The sequence below is a fragment of the Nocardiopsis alborubida genome (genome assembly GCF_012396365.1).
Classification (GTDB): domain Bacteria; phylum Actinomycetota; class Actinomycetes; order Streptosporangiales; family Streptosporangiaceae; genus Nocardiopsis; species Nocardiopsis alborubida.
Window position 1 is genome coordinate 139,502 of the sequence record NZ_JAAXPG010000001.1, and the last position, 23,020, is coordinate 162,521.

The window sequence follows — 23,020 nt, forward strand, 5'->3', positions numbered from 1 at the left end:
CGGACCGCTCCCTTCCGCCCGGGACACCGCCCTTTACGGCAAAGCGTGCCCGCGCTGTTTACCCGGGGTGAATACCGGTGACCCGCTGTCGATACCGGGGTCCGGCCCCGTGGAAATTGGGCGACCCGTGGAACGCCCCGGCGGGCGCTGCGGCGGTGCGGCGAGGCGGCGGGTCGGCACCGGGTGTGAACTCCCGTGGTGCACGCACAGTCCGTTGCCATGACGGGCCCGGTTCGTCGTGATCGTTGGGGCCCTTGTGACTCCCCAGTCCCAGGCAGAGGCCAAGATCACCAGTTGGCGGGCACCCCGCGTCAGGCCCCGTGAACAGCGCGAAGGTACCCTGAGGGAAGGCCGCTAGGGCGTGTTCGGACACCCGGCCGCACCGAGCTTCGTTCGGCTCTGTCCACTTCTGTGAAGGACAGGCCGAAGGGGGAGGGTTCGGGCGGATGTCGGACCGTCCAGGGGACCGGTACAGGAGGCAGCGGGACGCCGGGAGGACCTCCCGGTTCCGTCTGCGACGTCTCAGGGCGATCACGAAGTAATCGACGACTGGCAAAGTTTGTAAATCTTCACCTGGCGGTAATTCGGTGCACGTGTGGGTATGTGTTGCATGTCACCTGTTCGTGAATCGGTGAAACTTATATGCTTTTGCTTAACTGTCGTTTAACAAAACAGAACAATAACGAGTGAAGCAGGAACGTGGCGGCGGACCGCCCCGCGTATGACGCACCTCACGTATCCCCCGCCTGGAAAGGTTGACCTCGGGCATGAGCGAAGACGACAAAGAGCGCACGGTGGAGCTCCACTACGAGGGCGGCGTGCTGAAGCTGCCGGTGTTCACCGGTACCGAGGGTGAGCGCACCATCGAGCTGAAGACCCTGCTGGGGTCGACGGGGATGACGACCCTGGACCCGGGGTTCGGCAACACCGCTTCGTGTAGCTCGGAGATCACCTACATCGACGGGGCCGCCGGGATCCTGCGCTACCGCGGGTACCCGATCGAGGACCTCGCCGTGGGCGCGACCTTCCTGGAGGTCGCCTACCTGGTGATCTACGGCGAGCTGCCCGACGCGGACCAGCGCAAGGAGTTCGCCGACAAGCTGCGCGACAACGCCGACATCCCGGCCGACATGGGCGCGCTCATCGACGCGATGCCCCGCAACGGCCACCCCATGTCCCTCATGGCCAGTGCCGTGAACACCCTCGCCGCCTACTACGACGACAGCGTCGACCCCAGCGACGAGGACCAGGTGGAGCTCGCCACGATCCGGCTGTTGGCCAAGCTGCCGACGATCGCGGCCCGCATCTACCGCAACTCCATCGGCGAGAAGCCGATCGCCCCGGACAGCTCGCTCGACTACGTCGACAACTTCATCCGGATGACCTTCGGCGACGTCCACGCCGACAGCGAGCTCGGCGACCTGTTCAACCAGGCCGTCGGCATGCTGCTGGTGCTGCACGCCGACCACGAGCTCAACTGCTCCACCGCCACCGTGCGCGTCGTCGGCTCCTCCAAGGCCGACATCTACGCCAGCGTGGCCTCGGGCATCAACGCCCTCTCCGGCCCGTCCCACGGCGGCGCCAACCAGGCCGTCCTGGAGATGCTGGAGGAGATCCGCGACTCGGGCATCTCCATCGAGGACTTCCTGGAGAAGGTCAAGGCCCGCGAGATGCGCCTCATGGGCTTCGGCCACCGGGTCTACAAGAACTTCGACCCGCGCAGCAAGGAGATCAAGGTTCTGGCCAGCCAGATCCTCGACCGCGACGAGAACCCGGACGAGCTGTTCGCGCTCGCCCTCAAGCTTGAGGCCGCCGCGCTCTCCGACTCCTACTTCACCGAGCGCAAGCTCTACCCGAACGTCGACTTCTACACCGGCGTCATCTACCGCACCATGGGCTTCCCGACCAACATGTTCACCGTGTTGTTCGCCATCGGCCGCCTGCCCGGCTGGATCGCCCACTACCGCGAGCAGCTGCGCGACCCGGCCTTCCGGATCGCGCGCCCGCGCCAGCACTACGTCGGCTCCTCCGAGCGCCGGCTTCCCGGCCAGGGGTAGGCACACCCCCGAGGCACACAGGAGCGCCCGCCCGCGTCAGACGGGGCGGGCGCTCCCGTGCGTCGTCCACAGCCGCGTCCGAGCTGTTCGGCCCCCGCGCGCCCGGGTATCACCCGTACGGGCTGCCTTTCCCCGCATTTTGCGGACCGCTGTCGTCCGTGTGCGACGTTGGGGGAAGGGGCAGGGTGCGGTTACCGCACGGGGCCGTGCGAAGGAGGGGGAGACGATGGTCAGGTACGCGTGGGCCGGCGACCTGCTCGGTGAGCTGAGCCGGAACTGGTGGCTGGTGGTCCTGCGGGGGGTCGCCGCGGTCCTCTTCGGTCTGGTCGCGCTGATCTGGCCGGGCAAGACCCTGGTGGTCCTGGCGGTCGTCTTCGGCGTCTACGCGCTGGTCGACGCGGCCGCCCTCGGGTACGCGGCCTACCGCTCGTCGTCCGGCGCCCGGGTCCCCCTGGTCGTCCAGGCGGTCCTCAGCGCCGTCATGGGACTGGTCGCCCTGGTCTGGCCGGTCGCGGCGATCGTCGCCCTGGTGTTCGTCATCGGTGTCTGGGCCGTGGTCACCGGCGTGGCCGAGATCGTCACCGCCATCCGCCTGCGCGCGCACATCAGCTCCGAGTGGCTGCTGGTCTTCGTCGGTGCGCTCTCGGTCGTCTTCGGACTCCTGCTGTGGTTCTGGCCACTGGAGGGCGCGCAGGCCATCATGTTCGTGATCGCGATGTACGCGGTCATCTTCGGCGCGGTCATGGCCGTGGCCGGGTTCCGGCTCCGCGGCGCGGCCGAGGCCTTCCTGCCCCCGGAGGAAGCGCCCGCCTTCGCCGGTCTCGGCGAGCCCGAGGAACCCGCGGAGCCGTACGACCGCGGGACCCGATCCGGAGACCTCCTCGAAGACCGCGCCGACCGCGCCGACCGAGCCGATCACGACGACCTGGACCGGTGGGGCGAGCGCGGTTTCGGGGACGATCGGGACCCCGAGGAGGGCCGCTGGGGTGAGCCTGGCGCCGGGGGCCGGTGGGACGACCACGGCCGGGACGACCGTCCGGGCGGCAGACACCGGGCTCCGGGCGATGAGGGCCCTCCCGACGAGCCCCGCTGAGAAGGCCGGCCCCCGCTGACGGAGAGCGCGCCGCGACGGTCCGCTCGGGTACCGGGCACGGGCGCTTCCGCAAGGGGCACGGGGGTTCTCGAGCCCGCAGGGCCGTGCCCGAAAGCAGGTGCGCACCGGCCTGCCGTGTGGCTACCATGGCGCGCATGCACCTCCAGATCTACGGCTAGAGACAGGCCTCACCGACGCCGCGACGCACCCGCCCCGCCACGGGGCCCGGTGCCCCCCAGCCCTGCCCCCGAACACCCGTATCTGGAGAAGCACCATGAACCGCCGTGCCCATATCGCCATGGTCGGCACCCCCACCGTGAGCCACGTCCTGCCCAGCCTGGAGGTCATCCGCGAGCTGGTGGACCGCGGCCACCGCGTCACCTACGCCAACGACCCCCTGCTGGCCGACACCATCACCGGGGCCGGAGCCGAACTCGTCCCCTACGCCACCGTCCTGCCCACCGGCGACGACACCTGGCCGGACGACCCGATCAAGGGCATGGACATCTTCCTGGACGAGGCGATCAACCAGCTGCCCGCCCTGCGCGCGGCCTACGACGGAGACCGCCCCGACCTGTTCCTGTACGACATCTCGGGATTCGCCGCCCGGGTCCTCGCCGTCAACTGGGACATCCCCTCCGTGCAGCTCTCGCCCACCTACGTGGCCTGGGCCGACTACGGCGACACCGTCCTGAAGTGGCTTCGCGCCCAGCCCGGGGCCGAGGAGCACTACGCCAAGCTCGACGCCTGGCTCGCCGACAACGGCGTCACCGGGCTCGACCACTCCTCCTTCGCCGGGACGCCGGAACGCGCGCTGGCGCTGATCCCGCGCGAGATGCAGCCCTTCGCCGACACCGTGGCCGACACGGTCACCTTCGTGGGGCCGTGCCTGGGCGACCGGGCCGACCAGGGGGAGTGGACCCGTCCGGCGGACGCCGACAACGTCCTGCTGGTGTCCCTGGGATCGGCCTTCACCAACCAGCCGGGGTTCTACCGCGCCTGCCTGGAGGCCTTCGGCGGCCTGCCCGGCTGGCACGTGGTGCTCCAGATCGGCAAACACGTGGACCCCGCCGAACTGGGGGAGGTGCCGGACAACGTCGAGGTGCACACGTGGGTGCCGCAGCTCGCCGTCCTGCGCCAGGCCGACGCCTTCGTCACCCACGCCGGTATGGGCGGCTCCAGTGAGGGCCTCTACACCGGGGTGCCGATGATCGCCGTCCCGCAGGCCGTCGACCAGTTCGACAACGCCGACCGGCTCGTGGAACTCGGCGTCGCCCGGCGGATCGACACCGAGGACGCCAGCGCGGAGCGGCTGCGCGCGGCCCTGCTGGAGCTGACCGCCGACCCCGAGGTCGCCCGCCGCCTCGCCGAGGTCAGCGCCCGGCTCCAGGCCAGCGGCACCTCCTACGCGGCCGACCTGGTCGAGGCGGAACTGCCCGCCTGAGCCGGGTCCGGCCAACATCCGGTCCCGGAGGGCGTCCGACGGGGACATCCCGGCCGGACGCCCCGCCGCGCTGCCGGAGAACGGCCCCGGCCCCACCGCGGTGGCGCGCCGAACCCGCCCGGCCGGACGGGCCCGACGCGGGGAGGCGCGGCCTCCCCGCGGGCCCGGTCCGGCCCCGTCCCCGAACGGAGCACCATGGACCACCTCGTCGTCGTCACCGGAGGGCCGGGGTCGGGCAAGACCACCCTGATCGACCACCTGGCCTCGCTCGGGTACGAGCGGACCCCGGAGGCCGGACGCGCCGTCATCCGCGACCAGCGCGAGATCGGCGGCCGGGGCCTGGCCTGGCGCGACGACGCCCTGTTCGCCGAACTCATGCTCTCGTGGGAGATGCGTTCGCACCGCGAGGCCTCGTCCCTGCCCGGTCCCGTCTTCTGTGACCGGGGCGTCCCCGACCTGGTGGGCTACCTCCGCCTGCGCGGCCTTCCGGTCCCCGGGCACGTCGTCGAGGCGGCCCGCCGGTTCCGGTACCACCGCCGGGTCTTCGTGGCCCCGCCGTGGCCGGAGATCTTCACCGGCGACGCCGAGCGCCACCAGTCCCAGGAGGAGGCCGAGCGCACCCACAGGGCGATGACCGAGGCCTACCCGGCGTGCGGTTACGAACTGGTGGAACTGCCGCGCGTGCCGGTCGCCGAACGGGCCCGCTTCGTTCTGGAGGTCCTGGACCGAACTCGGCCCCCGAAACCGTGACGGGAGCGCTCGGAGTGACGGGAGTGACGGGAGAAAGCCTCTGTCACGTGATGTGCCCTCTGGACCGCAAACGGGGCACCAGTGGCCGTTCATGGCCGTAAACCGGGCTTTCTCTTGTAGTTCGCGAAGCCGGGGGCCAGACTCTTGTCTAGGTAAAGGACCATTGACCGTCCACGCCCCAGACGGCTGCGGGGAGCGTGCGTGGACGCCGGGGAGGAAGGCGGCAGGTGGCCAGGGCGTCCGGGGCGAGCATGCCGCCCATGAGCTGGGAGGGCATCGACCACGCGCTCAACCGTGTGCGCGGTGAGGCCGACCGGATCTCCCTCAACCTCGCTGACCTGGACGGACACGTCAGCCACCGCATGCTCCAGGGAGCCGACCTCGTCGGGCGCACCCGGCGGCGCTGGGAGCACGCCAGCGGGCACGTCCGCAGCCTGTGGACGGTCTACGAGGCCTTCCGCCGCGTCGTCGACAGGGCGGGCCGCATCCGGGCCCACGCGTGTGGCCCCGAGGACCAGATCACCCTGACCTCCCTGCTCAACGACGCCTCCGTGCCGTTGCCCGCCCGGGAGGTCCCGCTGCACGAGCGCGGGCTGCTCCACACCGGGCGGGAGTCCGTCACCCTCGCCGACGCCGTCGCCCGCATGTCCGCCGACTACGAGGAGGCCACCGAGGTCATCTCGGCCGCCGAGACGGCCTGGGACGCCCTCCACCCGCGCCTGGGCGAGCTCGACGCCATGTGGTACGAGATCGGCACCCTCTCCGACATGGTGGAACTCGCCGAGGACGAGTACGAGTCCCTGCGCGTGGACCTGGACGCGGTCGGCACCACCGTCCGCCGCGACCCCCTCGCGCTGGTCGAGGACGGCCGCGTGGACACGTCCGCCCTCGAACGGCTGCGACTGCGGCTGGAGCGCGTACGCGGCGAACTCCGCGACGCCCTGCGCATGCGCGACTCCTACGACGAGAGCGTCGAACGGCTCGGCTTCGCCATCGACGACGTCGGCAAGGCCGTGGAGCGCACCCGCGTGCTGCGTGAACAGGTGGTCGCCAAGATCTCCTCGCCCGCCGCGGTCGACGTGCCCGACCCGGTCCCCGCGCTGCGGGCGCACATCGGAGCCATGGACGCCCTGCGGGCCCGGGGCCGGTGGCGCGAACTCGGCGCCCGCCTGGGCGAGGTGCAGCGCGCCGTCCACGAGGCCGCCGACGACACCCGGGAGCGCGAGGCCGACCTCACCGGCCTCCTGGAACGCCGCGCCGAGCTGCGCGGTCGCCTGGACGCCTACCGCTCCCGCGCGGTCCGGCTCGGCGCCGCCGAGGACGCGAGCCTGGCCCGGCTCCACAGCACGGCGCACTGGGAGCTGTGGACCGCGCCCTGCGACCTGCGCGCGGCCACGGTCGCCCTCTCCGCCTACCAGCGGGCGCTCCAGGAACTCGGCGGAACCGATTCCGCTGTGAACAGAACCACACCGGGACCGGACGCGTCAGACGGCGAGAGTGATGGTGGTGTGAACAGATGACGAAATGCACGGCCCCCGGCTGCCCCGGCCGGATCGAGGACGGTTTCTGCGGTGTGTGCGGCCTGGCCCCCGTGCACGTACGGTCCCCGGGTGACCCCGTCCCCGCCATCCAGCGGCGACCCGCGCCGCCGACCTCCGACCCGCAGCGCTCCCTCGGCACGAACTCCTCCGCGGATCCCCTCAGCGGCGACTCCGCCCGCTCCGGCCCGGCCTCCGGCAACGTCAGGCTCTCGGGGCGCTCCGGTCCCCGCAGCGCCTCCGCGACCGCGGGCACCAGCATCAGCGGCCCCGGTCGCGGCAGCCGCCGGTCCTCCCGCGGCATGCTCGGCATGGGCATGGTCCAGGTGCCCCTCGTCCCCTACCGGGACCCCTCCGACGCCGTCATGGACAACCCCGTCGTCTCGGAGAAGAACCGCTTCTGCGGCAACTGCTACGAGCGGGTCGGCAGGTCCCAGGGCGACCAGCCAGGACGCACCGAGGGCTTCTGCCGCAGGTGCGGCACCCAGTACTCCTTCACGCCCAAACTCTCCCCCGGGGACATGGTCGGCGGCCAGTACGAGGTGCTCGGCTGCCTGGCCCACGGCGGCCTCGGCTGGATCTACCTGGCCCGCGACCGCAACGTCAACGACCGCTGGGTGGCCCTCAAGGGCCTGCTCAACGCCGGTGACGCCGAGGCGCACAAGACGGCCGCCGCCGAGCGCGCGTTCCTCTCCGAGGTCGAGCACCCCAACATCGTCAAGATCATCAACTTCTCCCAGCACCCCGACCCGCGCACCGGCATCCCCGGCGGCCACATCGTCATGGAGTACGTGGGCGGCAAGTCCCTGCGCGAGCTGCTCACCGAGCGCCGCCAGAACGATTCCGACGCCGTCCTGCCCCTGGACCAGGTCATCGCCTACGGCCTGGAGGTCCTGCGGGCCCTGGGCTACCTGCACTCCAAAGGCCTGCTCTACTGCGACTTCAAACCCGACAACGTCATCCAGAGCGAGGAGCAGATCAAGCTCATCGACCTGGGCGGCGTGCGGCGCATCGACGACACCGTCAGCTCCGTCTACACCACACCCGGGTACCGGGTGCCCGAGGAGGAGCTGCGCGACCCCGGCCCCACGGTCAGCGCCGACCTGTACTCGGTCGGCCGCGCCCTGGCCGTGCTCAGCTTCCGCTTCAGCTACATGCGCGACCACCCGCACAGCATCCCGCCGAGGGAGACCGTGCCGCTGCTCCAGCGCCACGCGTCCTTCGACCGGCTGCTGCGCCGTGCCACGCACAGCGATCCCGATCTGCGCTTCCACGACGCCGGGGACATGGCCGACCAGCTCACCGGCGTCCTGCGCGAGGTGCTCTCCGACCTGGACGGCACGCCCCACCCCGGCCCCTCGACCCTGTTCGGCGCGGAGAACCCCACCGCCGGGCCCGACCCCGGCACCCACAACGCCGACCGCATGCTCGTCGCGCCCCCGCCCACCGACGCGGCGGCGCTCCTTCCCGCGCCCCTCATCGACCAGTCCGATCCGGCCGCCCAGCACCTGCGCGGATTCCGGACCCTGCCGCCCGAGGAGCTCGTCCCCGCGCTGCGCGCCATGACCGCGCCCACCCCCGAGACCCTGCTGATGCTGGCCCGCGCGCTCGTCACCGTCGGCCGCCAGGGCGAGGCCAGGGAGGTCATCCAGCGCTTCGAGGAGGCGGCGCCGGGCGACTGGCGCACCATGTGGTACACGGCGGTCGCCGAGCTGAGCACCGGTCAGTTCCGTGAGGCCCGCGACCACTTCGACGAGCTGTACGACCACCTGCCCGGGGAGCTCGCGCCCAAGCTCGCCCTGGCCCTGGCCTGCGAGCGGACCGGCGAGTACGAGACCGCCGCCCGCCAGTTCCGGACGGTCTGGAACACCGACCACTCCTTCGTCAGCGCCGCGTTCGGCCTGGCCCGCATCCGTCTGGCCCAGGGGGACCGGGCCGCGGCCACCGCCGTCCTGGACGCGGTCCCGGAGCTGTCCCGGCTGCACGTCCACGCCCAGACCGCGCTGATCGCGGTGCTCGCCGCGCACCACCAGGGCACCGCGGCCGCCGACTTCGTGCAGGCCGGACGGCGCCTGGAACGGATCGGTCTGGACAGCGAGTCCGCGGACCGCCTGGCGGTCCGTGTCCTGGAGTCGGCCCTGGACTGGCTCGGCGCGGGTGCGGGGGCACCGGCGGAAGAGGGGCTGCTCGGCGCCCCGTTCACCGAGAACGGCGTGCGGGGCAACCTGGAGCGCCGCTACCGCGCGCTGGCCCAGCGCGTCGTCGCGCCGTCGGAACGCTATGAGCTCGTCGACAGGGCCAACTCCCTACGCCCCGTGACGCTGCTGTGAGGAACGAGGGAACGGCCATGACCAAGGTGCGGACCTGCCCCGCCTGCTCGGACAGGGTGTCCACGGAGGACGCCTTCTGCGAGGGGTGCGGGCGCCCCCTTCCCGAGGGCGCGGAGACCGCCGGGCACCCCGACCGGATGCCCACCGCCCCGCAGACGAGCCTGGCCGGCGCCGTGCCGCCCGGCGGGTGGGCCCGGGACGGGGCCGGTAACGGCACGCGGACCGGGGGAGCCCCGGGCCCGTCCGGTTCCGTGCCGCCCGACGCCGACGCGCGTCCCGGCCTGGTGCCCGACGACGGCGCCCCGACGGCTCCGCAGGTGAGTCTGCGGGCAGTCGACACGGGCGGGCGGGACGCGCCCCCTCCGGAGGCGCTGCCCGACTCCGCCCCGCACGCGGCCGACTCCATGGTCACCCAGCCGATACGGCGCGACAGCCTGCCGTCGTTCGCGTCCTCCGCGCCCCGGCCCGACCAACCGGAGGCCGCCTCCGACTGGGCGCCGCCCGCCACCGGAAGCAATCCGGTGCGGCCGGCCAACCCCGGCCTGTGCGCGTGGTGCCCCGGAGCGGTCGTCGACGGCTACTGCGAGCGGTGCGGCCTCCTCCAGCCCACCGGGCGCGACCACGTCGAGGTGCGCACGCGCGCCGCCGTCGGCGTCAGCGACCGGGGGCTGCGGCACAAGCGCAACGAGGACGCCATGGCGATCCGCGTGATCGACGCCGACAACCCCCGTGCGCCCGGCGCGGTCTGCGCCGTGGTCTGCGACGGCGTGTCCAGTTCGCCGCGCTCGGACGAGGCCTCCCGCGTCACCGCGGAGACCGGTGCGGCCGTCCTCGCCGAGCGCGTCAGCCAGGGCGCCGACCCCCGCGAGGCCACCGGCGCGGCGATGATCCGGGCCGCCGAGGCGGTCGCCGGGATCGCCGACTCGCCCAGCTCCGCGCCAGCGTGCACCTTCGTGTCGGCGGTGTACGTCCCCGCCGCGGGCACCGTCACCGTCGGCTGGGTCGGCGACAGCCGCGCCTACTGGCTCTCCGGAGGCCCCGCCTCCAGCGCTTCGGCCCTGCTGACCAGAGACGACTCCTGGAGCGAGGCGATGGTGCAGATGGGAGCGCTCTCCCGCGAGGAGGCGATGCGTTCGTCCAACGCCCACGCCCTCGTCGCGTGGATGGGCGCCGACTCCGGCGAGATCGACGCCCACATCTCCACCGTGACCCCGACCGGCCCCGGTGCCGTCGTGCTGTGCAGCGACGGCCTGTGGAACTACTTCCCCGAGGCGCAGGCCCTGACCGACGCCGTCCCCGGAGCGGGGGCCAGACCCCACGAGGCCGCCCGCGCCTACGTCGACCTCGCCCTGGAGGCGGGGGGCAAGGACAACATCACCGTCGTGATCCTTCCCGTGCCCGCTGGGGGTCCCCGTGCCGAACACGACTGAGCGCGCGGCCGAGCCGGGCTTTCGGATCGGGGTCGACCAGAACGCCTTCCTGCCGATGGGCGGACGAGAGGTGCACGCGATCGTCAGCGTCACCTCCACCAGCTCCGTGGTGGTGGGGGCGTCGGTGCGCGCCGCCGAGGTGATCATCGTCGACACCTCCGGCTCGATGTACGGCGCGAAGATCAACGCGGCCAAGCAGGCCGCCCGCGCCGCCGTGGGCGTCCTGCGCGAGGGTGTCCTCTTCGCGGTGGTCGCCGGTCACAGCGGGGCCTCCGTGCTCTACCCCGAGGGCGGCGGGCGGATGGTGCCGGCCGACGCCGTCACCCGCGCCGAGGCCGCGGAGGCGATCGACGGGCTGCGCGCCGACGGCGGCACCCGCATGGGCTCCTGGCTCACCCGGGCCGCCGAGCTGTTCGCCACCGTCGACGGCGGCATCAAGCACGCCATCCTGCTCACCGACGGCCAGAACAACGAGTCCGCCGCGGTCTTCGGGCAGGCGCTCGACCGCGTCGCGGGCTCCTTCGTCTGCGACTGCCGGGGCGTGGGCACCGACTGGAAGGTCGAGGAGCTGCGCCGGATCGACTCCGCCCTGCTCGGCGGCGGCCCCGGCATCATCGCCGACCCCGCCGACATGGTGGCCGACTTCCGGGCGATGGCGCAGGCCTCCATGGGCAAGGCCGTCGCCGACGTGGTGCTGCGGCTGTGGACGCCCCAGAACGCCGTCGTGCGCCACGTCAAGCAGGTCTCCCCCACCGTCAGCGACCTCACCGGCCGCGGCGTGGAGCGCGCGCCCCAGTCGGACGACTACCCCACGGGGTCCTGGGGGACCGAGAGCCGCGACTACCACGTGTGCGTCCGGGTGCCGCCCGGAGCCCCCGGCCGCCAGCTGCGCGCCGGGTGGGTACGCGTGGTGCTCCCCGGGGCCGCGGGGGCCGAGGACCAGGTCCTCGCCTCGGGCAACATCCTCGCCGAGTGGACCACGGACGAGGAGCGGGCCACCGAGATCAACCCCCGCGTGGCCCACTACACGGGCCAGGCCGAACTGGCCCAGGCCATCCAGGACGGGCTCGCGGCCCGTCGCGACGGCGACGACGACACCGCCACCGCGCGGCTCGGCCGCGCCGTCGCACTCGCCCACGAGTCGGGCAACGAGGAGACCGCGAGACTCCTCGGCAGGATCGTCGACGTGGTCGACCCCGTCATCGGAACCGTCCGGCTCAAGCCCGGTGTCAGCAAGGTCGACGAGATGACCCTGGACACCAACTCGACCCGGACCGTACGGACCCGGCCGCGGCAGAGCGGGCCGGACACCGGCGGTGCCCCCACACCCGGGTAGGAGGGACCCATGCCGAGTTGCCCTTCCGGGCACCACTCCACCACGACCGACTTCTGCGACGTCTGCGGGCTGCGCCTCCAGGCCCACACCCCCGCGTCGCGGCCCCCGTCGCAGCGCCATCCGACACCGCCCACACCGCCCGTGGCCCCGGCGCGGCCCCCCGCGCCGCCGCGCCCGGTGACCCTGCCCCGGGGAGGCCCCTGCCCCGAGTGCGGCACCTCCCGCGCGGGCCGGTTCTGCGAGGAGTGCGGATACGACTTCGCCTCGCGTTCCGACGGCCACCGGCGCGTGGACACGGGCGTGCGCTGGCGCGCGATCGTCGTCGCCGACCCCGCCTACTACCAGTACATGGTCCACCAGGGCATGCTCGACCCCGCCCAGATCTCCTTCCCCAAGGGCAGCGCGCAGCGCCGGGTGCCGCTCAACGGGGACAGGGTGCACATCGGACGGCGCAGCGCCACGCGCGGTTTCACCCCCGAGATCGACCTGGGCGGCCCCGGCGGCGACCCGGCGATCTCCCACATCCACGCGATCCTCGTCGCCAAACCCGGCGGCACCTGGGCCCTTCTCGACCCGGGCTCGACCAACGGCACCATGGTCAACGGGACCGCCAACCCCATCGCCCCCAACGTGGAGGTTCCCCTGCATGACAGCGACCGGATCTACGTCGGCGCATGGACCGTCATCATCCTCCAGAAGGGGTGAGCCCCGTTGACCTCCCCCACCCCCGACCGGGCTCCGCGCGGGACCAGACCGCCGGACACCCCGCACGGCGCGCTCCCGGCGGTACCGGGCGGCCGGCCCGCGCGGACCCCGGCGCCCGCGCGGAAGGGCCTCGGCACGCCCCGGCGGGGACGGGACGGGTCCGGCGCGCGTGAACGGGCCTCCGGGCTCCGCCGCTGGGCGGGCACCACCCCGGCCCGGGTGTGGCTGCTGTCCTCGGCGTGCGTGCTGGCCGTCCTCGGGCTCTTCGGCTCGGCGGCCGCCACCCTCGGCCAGACCCGCGCGGACCTGCATGTGCTCGGGGTCGACGCCGGGCCCCAGGCACTGGCGACCACCGACCTGTACCTGGCGCTCGCGGACATGGACGCCCGCGTGGCCGACGTGCTGCTCATGGGCACCGACCAGGATCTGAGAGCGGACCGCGAGGACGCCCTGGAGGGGTACGAGGCCAGCCGTGCGCGGGCCAACGAGGCCCTGCTCCAGGCCGCCTCGCTGACTGAGGAGGACGAGGACGAAGACAGCGCGGAAGGGCCCAACGTCAAGGCGGTCCAGGACGGGATGGGCGCCTACGAGCAGCTCGCCAGCCGGGCGCAGGTGCTCAACGACGAGGCGCGGGCCCCGTCCGGTCGGATAGACGGGGAGGCTCTGGCGGCCTACCGCGAGGCCACACAGCTGATGCACACCGAACTGCTGCCCAAGGCGTTCAACCTGGGGCTGGAAGCTTCGGCGGACGTGCGCGTCAACCACCAGGAGGGGCAGTCCTCCGTCGTGCTCGGCATGCTGTGGGTGGGAGCGGCCGGCGCGGTCGCCGTCGCCGCGCTGCTCGGCCTCCAGCTGTACCTGCGCGTGCGGTTCCGGCGCCGGTTCAGCGCACCGCTGCTGGCCGCCACGGCGGTCGCCGTCCTGCTCACCGGCGGGGTGGTCCTCGCCCTGACCGTCAGCGGCGGTCAGCAGCGTGAGGCCAAGGAGGAGGGACTGGACGCGGCCATGGCGCTGTCCCGGGCCGGGGCCATCTCCACCGACATGCAGGCTGACCAGAGCCGCTACCTGCTCGAATGGGACATAGAAGACAGGTACCAGGCCGACAACTACCAACAGGTCTACTTCGAACGGGCGCAGCAGGTGCTGTACCGACCGGCCGACAACCTGGAGGAGTACTACACGGCGATCGAGGGTGTGGTGGCCGCCTACCCGGAACCGCCGGTTCCGTCGGGGTCGGAGGAGAACGCCCCCGAGGACGACCCGGGCACACTCGGTTACCTGGGGCAGCGGGCCCAGATCGCGCCGTTGTCCGGTCACGAGGGTGAGCTCGCCGAGGTGCTGGAGGCCTACAACGCCCTCCAGGCCGAGGACCGGGCGCTGCGCTCGGCCGTCGGGGAAGGCGACCTGGCGGGGGCCGTCGACATCCGCATCGGTGTCGCGAGCTCCGGGGACGGTGCCTTCCAGACCTACGAGGACGCGCTGTCGGAGCTGTTCGGCCTGCACGAGGACGCGTTCAACGAGGGCATCGCGCGCGGTGGAGCGGCGCTCGATCCCTGGGAGTGGCTGCTGCCCGCCGCGACGGCTCTCGTGCTGGCCCTGATCGCGCTCGGCATCCGCCCCCGGTTGGCCGAGTACCGCTGAACCCGGGCCCGCTCACACCCGGGTCCGCCACCGTCCCGGTTCCGCCCCCAGATCCGCAGCCCCGAGAGACGAGGAACAGGCCGATGAGGTTTCGACACCAGCGCACCGCCGCCGCGGCCGCCCTGGCCGCCGCGGCGGTGATCGGACTGCCCGCCTGCTCCGTGGTACTGGGCGAGGAGGAGTCGATCCTCGACGCCGACTCGCTGACCATCGGAGTCAAGGCCGACCAGCCCAGACTGGGGATGAGGGACGACGCCAGCGGCGACATCACGGGCTTCGACGTGGAGGTGGCCCTCTACCTCGCCGACAAGCTCGGCTTCGCCGCCGAGGACGTGGAGGTGACCGGCATCGCCTCCACCGAGCGCGAGGAGAGGCTGGACAGGGACATGGCGGACGGGGTGGACATGGTCGTGGCCACCTACTCCATCACCCCTGCCCGTAAGACCGAGGTCACCTTCGGCGGCCCCTACTACGTGGCCAAGCAGGACGTGCTGGTGCGCGACGGGGACACCGACATCGAAGAGGTGCGCGACCTGGAGGGCCACACTGTCTGCCATGAGAAGGACTCCAACTCCGCCGCCCGCATCAGCGAGGGCCTGGGCATCGACGTCGAACAGAGGGAGAAGCCCAGCTACAGCGCCTGCATCGAGGCCCTGGAAAACGGCGAGGTGGACGCCGTCTCCACCGACAACCTGATCCTGGCCGGATTCCTCGCCGAGAAGCCCGACACCTTCCGGCTCGTCAACGAGCCCTTCACCGACGAGAAGTACGGCGTCGGCCTGCCCCACGGCGACGTGCGCGCCTGCGAGGAGGTCAACAGGGCCATCAGCCAGATGTACCAGGACGGCACCGCCGCGAGGCTGCTGGATAAATGGTTCGACGGGACCGGCCTCCCGCTCGTGACGAGCGTGCCCCAGTTCGAGGGCTGCGACCCGACGTGAGGCTCGGGGGCATGGTGCGTGTGCGGCGCGTGCGCCCGCGGGTGTGTGCGGGGGCGCGAGGGGCGAACGGCCGGGGCGGGGGGCCGTGGCCGGAACCGGACGAAGGCGCCCCGCTCCGCTCCGGGCCACCGCGGGAGCGGCCCGGAGCGGGTACAGGTCCGACACCGGGCCCCGGGGCAGTGGTGGACAGGAGGGGAGTCGTCCGTTGACCATCGTCGAGTTCCTCAACGCGCGTCTGGACGAGGACGAGCGCGCGTCGGAGGCCGTTCCCGCGGGAACCCGCGGCCGTGACCGGGCGCTGGCGGAGGTCGCGGCCAAGCGCAAGATCGTCCGCGGGTACGTCGACGCCCACCGCGTGAGCATGCGCAGCCTCGAACCGGTCGCGGGTACCCTCCCCGGGACCCGGCCGGGCGCCGCAGGGGACCCCTGGTCGGAGCTGCTGGCCTGGCGGCTGGCGGTCAAGTACCTCGCCGGGGTGTACCGGTCCCACCCCGAGTACGACCGGTCCTGGGCGGACTGACCCGCCGGGCCTCGGCGCGGTCCCCGACACGGGCCGGGAACGCTTGACCTGATCGAACTGGTGTTCGATAAACTGGCGGCGTGAGTCTTCTGAACGAGCAGATCGACGTCCGTTCCACCGAGGGCGGGACACCCGCCCGGTTCACCTGGCGCGGTCGCGCCTACCGTGTGCGCAGGGTCATCGGGGACTGGCCCGCCCGCCCGGGCGCGCCCGGCGTCCCGGCCACGCAGATCCACCTGCTCCGCGTCTCGGCCGAGTCCGACGCGGGGGAGCCGAGCATCATCGATATCACCCGCGACCTCGCCTCCGACCGCTGGACCATGCGCCGCCACTGGAAGTGATCCGGAGCCCGCCCGGCGCCGTCGAGCGGACCCCGCCGGGCGGGTGGGATCAGTGCCCGAAGGGGCGGTCTAGAGGAAGATCCGGCCGCGCCGGGTGCGGTCGCGCAGCGCGGCCATGCGTCGGGTGTTGCCCGGCCGCCGGGTCAGCAGGTGGTAGAGCAGCAGCGAGCAGCCCCGGTCGGTGCGCGCGCGGTCCGCCATCTCACCCATGTTGACCCTCGTGTACAGGTTGCCGCCCCCGGCGAGGATGCGCACCGAGTGGGCGCCCTCGGGAACGTGCGCGTAGGCGTGGTTGTCGGCCGTGTACTCCATGGCCCGCGACAGCGCCGCCCCCAGGCCCGGAACCAGTTCCCCGCCCAGCGTCGCCGTCCGCCGCCAGAAACCGGTGTGTCCGGCGGCCACGTGCCCCAGCTGGTGCGCGACCAGGAAGGCCAGCGCCTCGGGATCGCGGACCCGGCCGCACGGGTCGAACAGGTCGTCCGACAGCACCAGGTACCGGCGCAGCCCGTGCCCGGCGGCGTCCGTCCCCCAGCGGCGCGGCCCCACCCGCACGTAGGCCTCCGGCGTCCGAGGCAGACCCGTCTCGGCGGCCAGCGCCACCACCATCCGGTGGGCCTCGGGGAACTGCGTGGGCGAGATCTTCACCGACTCCGCCCGCCGCCGGGCGTACAGCAGCCCCCGCGCCTTCCAACACACGGCGGGAACCGCAGCCAGGGCGGCGGCCGCCCACAGCCACGACCCCGACACCGACCACACCACGTGGGCCAGCCCCGCCGCCGTCAGCAGGGTCGCGCCCACGCACGCGGCCAGGAGCGGGGCCTCCCACGGGTGGGCGGAGGCCGGGACGACCTCCTCGTCGGCGCCGAGCACCCGCAGCCCCTCCCGGGAGCGGCCTCTGGTGCCCCCGTCGACGGCGGAGCGGCAGTCGGGCACGCCGTGCACCGGACATGCGGTGGCGCGCCCCTCCGGCGGCATCGCGTGGGACATCCTGCCTCCCCTCGGAGCGCGGTCTGCGGGACAGCGGGGGATGACTACTACCTGTGTCCAAATATTACTTTCCGCTGTCCTGAAGATGGAGGAGTGTGCGCTACGGCGTGTCCGCGACCGCCGGCCCCTACGCCCCGCCCAGTAGGCGTGACCGCGTCCGAGGTCGTCGCCGCGGCGCGGTTCCCGCGTGGTCCGCGGTCCGCCCGGCCCACCCGCGCCCATCACGCGGAGTCACCGTCAGTGCGGCTGCTCGTACCCGCGCAGCTCCTTGGCGAGCACGTCCAGGAAGTGGTCCACCTGCGCCGGGTCGTACCCCGGCCGCGCGCGCGTGGTGCTGAACTGGATCCGTTCCACCTCGGCGGCGGTGAGCGTCGCCAGGTCCGGCCGCCCCTGCTGGAGGACGTCCAGCGTGAACTCGGCCCGGTCCAGGAAGTCGTCGACCTCCTGCTCGTTGTAGCCCGTGGTCAGCCGGGTGGTGGCGAACTGCTTCTCCCGGACGTCCCTCGGGGTCATCCCGGAACGCCGCGGCGGACGGAGCCGGCCCTCCTGCGGTTCCGGCTCGGACGGGCGCTGCTGGCCGTCCGAGCCGGGACGCTGGTGCCGAGGCCGCGCGGAGGCGCCCGCCGCACAGGGGAGGGGCGGCAGCGGCGGCGACTGCTCCTGGGCGCGGCCGAGGCCGCGCCCGGCCAGGTCGGCGACCACGACGTCGAGGAAGTCGTCGACCTCGTCCTCCCGGTACCCCGGACTGAGCCTCGTGGTGCGAAACCGCGAGTTGCGCACCTCTTCGGCCGTGATGAGCGCACCCGTGCGCGGGCCGCCCTCCAGGGCGACGAGCGTCGCCTCGATCCGGTCGAGGAGCGCGTCGACGTCCTCCTCGTTGTACCCCGGGCGCAGACGCACCGTGTGGAACTTCTTTTCGCGGATGTCCGCCGGTGTCAGAGGCATGGTCCCCATTGTGCAGTTGACGAGGTTCGCAGGGCTGTTTATCCCCGGGTCGTGTGTGATTCGGCCTCGGCCAGCAGCTCCACGAGGCGGGACAGGACGTCCTTCACCTGGTGGCGGTCGTACCCGCGCAGGACCAGGTCCAGCGGGGCTTCGGCCAGTTCAGCGGAGGTGATGGGGTCGGGCGCCGGCGCGGAGGGCAGGTCGAGGGCCCGCCCGTCCTGGTCGGTGAGGGCGGGGCCACCGGTGAGGGCGGTCAGCGTGAAGGAGGCGCGGTGGACGAGGTCGTCCACCTGGTGGCGGTCGAAGCCGCGCAGGACCACGTCGAAGCCGGGGAACGGGAAGGGGCGCGGGGCAGGGGATGTCATGGACGCATTATGCCCATGGGGGAGTGGCCTCCGCCATAGCGGCGGGCGCTGTGTCCGGGTACGGCAGGGCGGTGGAGACGGCCGGGCGGTGGCGCCGCCCTCCCCTCACCCCCGCATGAGGTAGAGGGCCAGCCCCTGCGCGATGGCGTCGGCGGCCCGCTCCCGCCACGCGGGGTCCTCCATGAGCGCCGCGTCCTCGGGGTTGCGCATGTTGCCCGCCTCCAGGAACACCTTGGGCACGTCGGACATGTTCAACCCGCCCAGGTCGGTGCGCACGTCCAGGCCGTCGTCGGCGAGGTAGTCGGCGGTGGGGACGCCGCTCCCCTCCAGGTACGCGCGGTGGATGTCCTCACCGAGCAGCCGGGAGGGCTCGGTGATGTCGTCGGTGAAGCCCTCGACCTCGCCCGGCATGATCACGTGGAACCCGCGACCGGTCTCGGGGCCGCCGTCGGCGTGCAGGGACACGGCCGCGTCGGCCTCCTCCTCGTTGCCGATGCCCGCGCGCTCGTCGATGCACGGTCCGACGCCGCCGTTGTCCTCGCGGGTGAGGACGACCATGGCGCCGTCGGCCTCCAGCCTCTCCTTGACCAGCACGGACAGTTCCCAGTTGAACTCGTGCTCGGCGTAGCCGCTCGCGGTCTCGGCGCCGACGGTGTCGCAGGCCTTCTCGTTCGGCCCGGCGGGGACCATCGCGTTGATCTCGTCGGGGGCGGCGGCGTTGCCGCCGTTGTGGCCGGGGTCGATGACCACGACGCTGTCGCCGAGGGGGCCCCGGCCCGCGGGCGGGCCCTCCTGCGCTCCCTCCCCGGGAGCCTCGCGGTCGTCGCCGTCGGTGCCGTCCTGCGGCCCCGGGAGGGGGAGGGCGGCGGTGGGGTCGCTGCCGGGGGGCGCCCCGGGCGTCGCCGAGCAGGCGACGGCGGTGAGGAGGAGGAAGGAGGCGAGTGACAGGGCGCGGGTGGCGCGGCTCCGGGGCCCTGACGGTGCGGAGACGGGCATGCCCACAACCTAGCCGCTCCGGACACCCGGACGTCACCCCCGGGTGTCCGGCAGGGGGCTCGGGGGAGCGGGCGCCGGGGCGCGGGGGGAGGGGCGCGGCCGATGGGAGGCGGGGCCCGGCCAGGGCGCGCCGCCCCTCACACGGAGCGTGCGCCCACGGGCGCGCGAAAGACGCTCCGGGGGGACGCGCTTCCTTTTTAAGACGCTGCGTGCGCCGTTCGGTTTACCGGTTTCGAGAAAAACTTCCAGAGGGAATTGGGGTGTCGCTCAGTGTGAGTTCGTCTTTCTCTGTGATCTTTTCGTGATGGGCTCCGGGGTAATTTAGGCTTTGTGGCGATGTAAGGTCTGAGTTAGGAAACCGGAAGCACCCCACGGCCCGGTTCCCGCGCCCCCTCCGTCCGGTGGTCGCGGCCGCGCCCTCCTGTTTCCGCTGGCAGTGAGCTTTCTGTGTGCTCCCGCCATCCCCCATCCGATCCTGGTTCGCGCCCTGTGTTCCCGCGACTTCCCCACAGTCAGCCGGTGGCGCGCGTATCCAGACCAGTCCGACCAGTGCGGACTGCGGCCGATCCGAAGAGGATTGACTTGAAGAACACCCGTGTTACCGCGCGCCGCATTCTCCAGGGCGGAGCGGCTTTCGCTGCTCTCGGCGCGCTCAGCATCGCCACGGCTCTTCCCGCCGCGGCCGAGACCGAGTACTACGGCTGGGCCTACGCCTCCGTCGGCAACTGGGAGGGCGTCGCCATCAGTTACGACGGCACGACCACCAACAGCTACTCCGGATCCGTCGGCAACTGGCTGACCTTCTCCGGTACCAGCAGCGCCACGGTCGGCGACGAGGGCGTCACCGCCACGGCCACCGTGGACACCGCCCGCCTCCAGATCACCGTCTCCGACGTGGAGGAGATCGTCGAGGAGAACCTCGACGAGGAGTCCGGGGCCACCGAGGAGCCCGAGGAGACCGGAGCCGAGGAGTCCCCGGCTCCCGAGGGCGAGGAGACCGAGCCCGGAGCCGAGAACGGTCAGCCCGAGGACGGCGGTGACGAGAACACCGGCGGCGAGGGTGCCGACGGTGGCGAGACCGGAGGCGACGAGAGCACCGGTGGTGGCGGGACCGGCGACGAGGGTACCGGTGGTGGCGGGACCGACACCCCGGCGGTACCGGAGACCGACCCGTCCCCCGAGACCGACCCCGCCTCCGAGCCCGAGACCCTGGTCCTGGACGAGGAGAGCACCGAGCTGGTCAGCGGCTCGGACGAGATCGTCCTCGACGCCACCCTGTCCGGTGTGACCACCACGACCACCCAGAGCTGGGACGGCGAGGTCTCCCACAGCGCCGACGTCGCCGACATCTCCTACCCGGACGTCGTCACCCTCGACAGCGGCGAGCAGGTCGCCGTCGTGATCGACCTGGAGTCGTACGAGTACGTCGAGGAGTACGCCGACGAGGAGAACGGCGTCACCTGGAACGACGCCCACACCGGATTCGCGGTGACCTTCACCGTCGACGGCGCCGAGGCCCCGTTCTACTACGTTGACCTGGCCGAGAGCCTCGCCAGCGTCGGTGCCGCCGAGACCGGCGACGGCGGTGGCGACAACGGCGGCGACGACAAGCCCGCGCCGACCCACCCGGAGGACGAGACCGAGAAGAAGCCGCAGCCGGACAAGCTGGAGAACGCCGAGTCCCTGGCCCAGACCGGCAGCCCGATCGCCGGACTGATCGCGGCCGGTGCCGCGATCGCCGCCGGTGGCGGTCTGGCCGCGTACTTCGCGCGCCGCAAGAAGAACACCGCTGACTCCGCCGCGGAGACCAGCCAGGGCTGAGCACGCGCTTGGCGTCGGCTGAGCCGACCCGGCCCCGGGGGACACGTTCCCCGGGGCCGTCCTGTTGTCCGGACCCCCTCCCGCCCGGCCTGCTTTCCCTGCCCTCCCGTCGTGTTCGGAACTTCGCGGCGGCGGCCTCCGTTGACCGGTGGTCGGCGCCCGCGCACCTGCCGATCGGCCTGGGGCGGACGGTTTCCGTTTCGTGATCCAGAGGTTAGGCTCGCGGTAGGGCGCCCGCACACACCGCCCGACACAGAGTCACCTTCCCGGGGCGGGAAGGCCCCGACACGATCCGCCCCGCACACCGCGACCGGCCGTCTCAGGCCGGCCGGGCAACCCTGTCCGCCGTCCGCGGCGGGCACGGGCCGACTCCCGGGTCGGACATCCCCCGCATACAACAGGAGTGTTGTGGTGTCTCCCGCCAAGCTGACCGCGCGCCGCCTCGTCCGCGGCGGCGTCCTGTTCGTCGCTCTCGGAGTGTTCGGGGCCGTGCCCGCGCTCCCGGCCTCCGCCGACCAGCTCGTCTGGGGCAACGCGCAGGCCTGGGTGGCCGACGGCGACGTGGTCACCGGTTACTCCACCGCCACCGGCTTCGGCGGCGAGACCGAGGGGAGCGCCGCGGCCGAGGACCTCTTCGGGCCGATGGCCGCCTACCTGGAGATCGACGGCGAGAGCCACACCGTGGTCGACGCCGACAGCGCGCGCGCCGCATCCACCGTGCGGACCGCGTCCTTCCGGATGGAGGTCGCCGACCTCGCCGCCCACGGACTGATCGACGTGCCGCCGGAGGCGGACCTGCCCGAGCCCTCCGCGTCGCCGTCCCCCTCCCCGGAGGCCGAACCCTCCTCGGAGGACACCCCCTTCCGGGACCAGCCCTCCCCGGACGGCGGCGACGGCAAGGACGGCACGGGCTCCGGCGCGGAGGACGGGACTCCCCCGAGCGGTGGCTCCGCCGACGAGGGCGCCGCGGACGAGGGCTCCGAGGGCGGCGGGGACACCACCGCGGACACCGGCGACCAGGACGCCGCCCAGGCGAGCGAGGAACCCTCCGACGCCCCCCAGCGCGAACCGCAGGAGGGCGCGTCCCACAGCCCCTCCGGCTCTTCCAGCCCCTCCCCGAGCGCAGCCGAGGACGTGCTCCTCCTCGACGGGGCTTCCGCCGAGACGGTGTCCGCCGACGGCAACGCCGTGGAGTTCACCCTCGCGGACGTGACCGCCACGGCCACCGCCGGGTACGACGGCGTGACCGAGACGACCTTCGCGCACGGTGACCTGACCGCGTTCGGCGTATCCGCGGGGTCGCTGGGCGAGAACGCGGACGGGACCGTCGTGGAGGAGGTCCTGGAGGTGTTCGACGAGGACGGGGACGTGGCCCTGGAGGTGCCCGTCCGCATCCGCTTCGAGGCCAACGAGACCACCTTCCAGGACCAGGACGAGGACTGGGACGGGCGGGGGATCCGCAGCTGGATGACCGTGTGGGTGCAGGTGGGCGAGGTGGGCCAGGAGAGGGGCTTCGCGGTGGACTTCGCCGACGCGTGGGCGCTCGGGTCCACCTACGCCGCCACCACCCCGCCCTCGCCGGGCGACAAGGGGGACCCCGAGGAGGAGTCGCCGCGGCCGGAGGAGGCCGCCGGGGACGACAACCGCCTGGCGACCACGGGCAGCTCGCTCGCCGCGCTGATCACCGCCGCGGTGGTGGCGGTCGGTGGCGGCGCGGCCGCGACCTTCCTGGCCCGCAACCGCACCACCGCCATGGACGACCGGATCGAGGACTTCTAGC

At 72.8% G+C, this 23,020-nt stretch carries 19 protein-coding genes; 15 read left to right on the forward strand and 4 right to left on the reverse strand.

What is annotated here, in order from left to right:
- The first annotated feature begins 767 nt into the window (after positions 1–767).
- From HGB44_RS00680 to HGB44_RS00740, 13 genes are all read left to right on the forward strand, one after another.
- The gene (locus HGB44_RS00680) at positions 768–2,057 is read left to right on the forward strand and encodes a citrate synthase (RefSeq protein ID WP_061081601.1); all 1,290 of its coding nucleotides are present in this window, start codon (positions 768–770) and stop codon (positions 2,055–2,057) included.
- Positions 2,058–2,283: 226 nt separating this feature from the next.
- Positions 2,284–3,150: an HdeD family acid-resistance protein gene (locus tag HGB44_RS00685; RefSeq protein WP_061081602.1), complete on the forward strand. Its 867-nt coding sequence runs from the start codon at positions 2,284–2,286 to the stop codon at positions 3,148–3,150.
- 274 nt (positions 3,151–3,424) lie between these two features.
- Positions 3,425–4,594 (forward strand): macrolide family glycosyltransferase, encoded by a 1,170-nt coding sequence (locus tag HGB44_RS00690; RefSeq protein ID WP_061081603.1) that lies wholly within the window; start codon positions 3,425–3,427, stop codon positions 4,592–4,594.
- A 195-nt stretch (positions 4,595–4,789) separates the two neighbouring features.
- Positions 4,790–5,344, forward strand: a complete 555-nt coding sequence (locus HGB44_RS00695; RefSeq protein ID WP_061081604.1) for an AAA family ATPase — start codon at positions 4,790–4,792, stop codon at positions 5,342–5,344.
- Between the two features lie 251 nt (positions 5,345–5,595).
- Entirely contained in the window at positions 5,596–6,864 is a 1,269-nt protein-coding gene (locus HGB44_RS00700) for a hypothetical protein (protein ID WP_082768461.1), read from the forward strand.
- Positions 6,861–9,212: a serine/threonine-protein kinase gene (locus HGB44_RS00705; RefSeq protein ID WP_061081605.1), complete on the forward strand. Its 2,352-nt coding sequence runs from the start codon at positions 6,861–6,863 to the stop codon at positions 9,210–9,212. The genes HGB44_RS00700 and HGB44_RS00705 overlap by 4 nt, the downstream gene beginning before the upstream one ends.
- A 17-nt stretch (positions 9,213–9,229) precedes the next feature.
- The gene (locus tag HGB44_RS00710; RefSeq protein ID WP_061081606.1) at positions 9,230–10,642 is read left to right on the forward strand and encodes a PP2C family protein-serine/threonine phosphatase; all 1,413 of its coding nucleotides are present in this window, start codon (positions 9,230–9,232) and stop codon (positions 10,640–10,642) included.
- Positions 10,626–11,978: a vWA domain-containing protein gene (locus tag HGB44_RS00715; protein WP_061081607.1), complete on the forward strand. Its 1,353-nt coding sequence runs from the start codon at positions 10,626–10,628 to the stop codon at positions 11,976–11,978. The genes HGB44_RS00710 and HGB44_RS00715 overlap by 17 nt, the downstream gene beginning before the upstream one ends.
- A gap of 9 nt (positions 11,979–11,987) precedes the next feature.
- On the forward strand, positions 11,988–12,683 hold the full coding sequence (locus HGB44_RS00720) for an FHA domain-containing protein (RefSeq protein ID WP_061081608.1): 696 nt from the start codon (positions 11,988–11,990) through the stop codon (positions 12,681–12,683).
- A 6-nt stretch (positions 12,684–12,689) separates the two neighbouring features.
- The gene (locus HGB44_RS00725) at positions 12,690–14,324 is read left to right on the forward strand and encodes a hypothetical protein (RefSeq protein WP_061081609.1); all 1,635 of its coding nucleotides are present in this window, start codon (positions 12,690–12,692) and stop codon (positions 14,322–14,324) included.
- 83 nt (positions 14,325–14,407) lie between these two features.
- Positions 14,408–15,265, forward strand: a complete 858-nt coding sequence (locus HGB44_RS00730; protein ID WP_061081610.1) for a glutamate ABC transporter substrate-binding protein — start codon at positions 14,408–14,410, stop codon at positions 15,263–15,265.
- A gap of 205 nt (positions 15,266–15,470) precedes the next feature.
- Positions 15,471–15,785 carry a DUF6221 family protein gene (locus HGB44_RS00735; RefSeq protein ID WP_061081611.1) on the forward strand — a complete coding sequence of 105 codons (315 nt, stop codon included), beginning with the start codon at positions 15,471–15,473 and terminating at the stop codon, positions 15,783–15,785.
- 80 nt (positions 15,786–15,865) lie between these two features.
- On the forward strand, positions 15,866–16,126 hold the full coding sequence (locus tag HGB44_RS00740; RefSeq protein ID WP_061081612.1) for a DUF6504 family protein: 261 nt from the start codon (positions 15,866–15,868) through the stop codon (positions 16,124–16,126).
- Between the two features lie 69 nt (positions 16,127–16,195).
- Here HGB44_RS00740 and HGB44_RS00745 read toward each other — a convergent pair whose 3' ends face one another.
- From HGB44_RS00745 to HGB44_RS00760, 4 genes are all read right to left on the reverse strand, one after another.
- Positions 16,196–17,113, reverse strand: a complete 918-nt coding sequence (locus HGB44_RS00745; protein ID WP_061081613.1) for a M48 family metallopeptidase — start codon at positions 17,111–17,113, stop codon at positions 16,196–16,198.
- A 237-nt stretch (positions 17,114–17,350) separates the two neighbouring features.
- Positions 17,351–18,067, reverse strand: coding sequence for a DivIVA domain-containing protein (locus HGB44_RS00750; RefSeq protein ID WP_061081614.1), 717 nt, complete (start codon positions 18,065–18,067; stop codon positions 17,351–17,353).
- A gap of 29 nt (positions 18,068–18,096) precedes the next feature.
- Complete coding sequence (locus tag HGB44_RS00755) at positions 18,097–18,423, reverse strand: hypothetical protein (protein WP_061081615.1); 327 nt, start codon at positions 18,421–18,423, stop codon at positions 18,097–18,099.
- A gap of 105 nt (positions 18,424–18,528) precedes the next feature.
- Positions 18,529–19,419, reverse strand: a complete 891-nt coding sequence (locus HGB44_RS00760) for an N-acetylmuramoyl-L-alanine amidase (protein ID WP_061081620.1) — start codon at positions 19,417–19,419, stop codon at positions 18,529–18,531.
- Positions 19,420–20,001: 582 nt separating this feature from the next.
- Between HGB44_RS00760 and HGB44_RS00765 the strand changes: the two genes are divergently transcribed.
- Positions 20,002–21,240: an LPXTG cell wall anchor domain-containing protein gene (locus HGB44_RS00765; protein WP_168443872.1), complete on the forward strand. Its 1,239-nt coding sequence runs from the start codon at positions 20,002–20,004 to the stop codon at positions 21,238–21,240.
- A gap of 411 nt (positions 21,241–21,651) precedes the next feature.
- Entirely contained in the window at positions 21,652–23,019 is a 1,368-nt protein-coding gene (locus HGB44_RS00770) for a hypothetical protein (RefSeq protein WP_231972475.1), read from the forward strand.
- Position 23,020: the final 1 nt, after the last annotated feature.

Bases quoted from the DNA above. Each gene is read 5' to 3' on its own strand.
- HGB44_RS00720 (WP_061081608.1), top strand. From the start codon at position 11,988: ATGCCGAGTTGCCCTTCCGGGCACCACTCCACCACGACCGACTTCTGC.
- HGB44_RS00705 (WP_061081605.1), top strand. From the start codon at position 6,861: ATGACGAAATGCACGGCCCCCGGCTGCCCCGGCCGGATCGAGGACGGT.
- HGB44_RS00755 (WP_061081615.1), bottom strand. From the start codon at position 18,423: ATGACATCCCCTGCCCCGCGCCCCTTCCCGTTCCCCGGCTTCGACGTG.
- HGB44_RS00685 (WP_061081602.1), top strand. From the start codon at position 2,284: ATGGTCAGGTACGCGTGGGCCGGCGACCTGCTCGGTGAGCTGAGCCGG.
- HGB44_RS00695 (WP_061081604.1), top strand. From the start codon at position 4,790: ATGGACCACCTCGTCGTCGTCACCGGAGGGCCGGGGTCGGGCAAGACC.
- HGB44_RS00690 (WP_061081603.1), top strand. From the start codon at position 3,425: ATGAACCGCCGTGCCCATATCGCCATGGTCGGCACCCCCACCGTGAGC.
- HGB44_RS00680 (WP_061081601.1), top strand. From the start codon at position 768: ATGAGCGAAGACGACAAAGAGCGCACGGTGGAGCTCCACTACGAGGGC.
- HGB44_RS00710 (WP_061081606.1), top strand. From the start codon at position 9,230: ATGACCAAGGTGCGGACCTGCCCCGCCTGCTCGGACAGGGTGTCCACG.
- HGB44_RS00745 (WP_061081613.1), bottom strand. From the start codon at position 17,113: ATGTCCCACGCGATGCCGCCGGAGGGGCGCGCCACCGCATGTCCGGTG.
- HGB44_RS00700 (WP_082768461.1), top strand. From the start codon at position 5,596: ATGCCGCCCATGAGCTGGGAGGGCATCGACCACGCGCTCAACCGTGTG.
- HGB44_RS00750 (WP_061081614.1), bottom strand. From the start codon at position 18,067: ATGGGGACCATGCCTCTGACACCGGCGGACATCCGCGAAAAGAAGTTC.
- HGB44_RS00730 (WP_061081610.1), top strand. From the start codon at position 14,408: ATGAGGTTTCGACACCAGCGCACCGCCGCCGCGGCCGCCCTGGCCGCC.
- HGB44_RS00760 (WP_061081620.1), bottom strand. From the start codon at position 19,419: ATGCCCGTCTCCGCACCGTCAGGGCCCCGGAGCCGCGCCACCCGCGCC.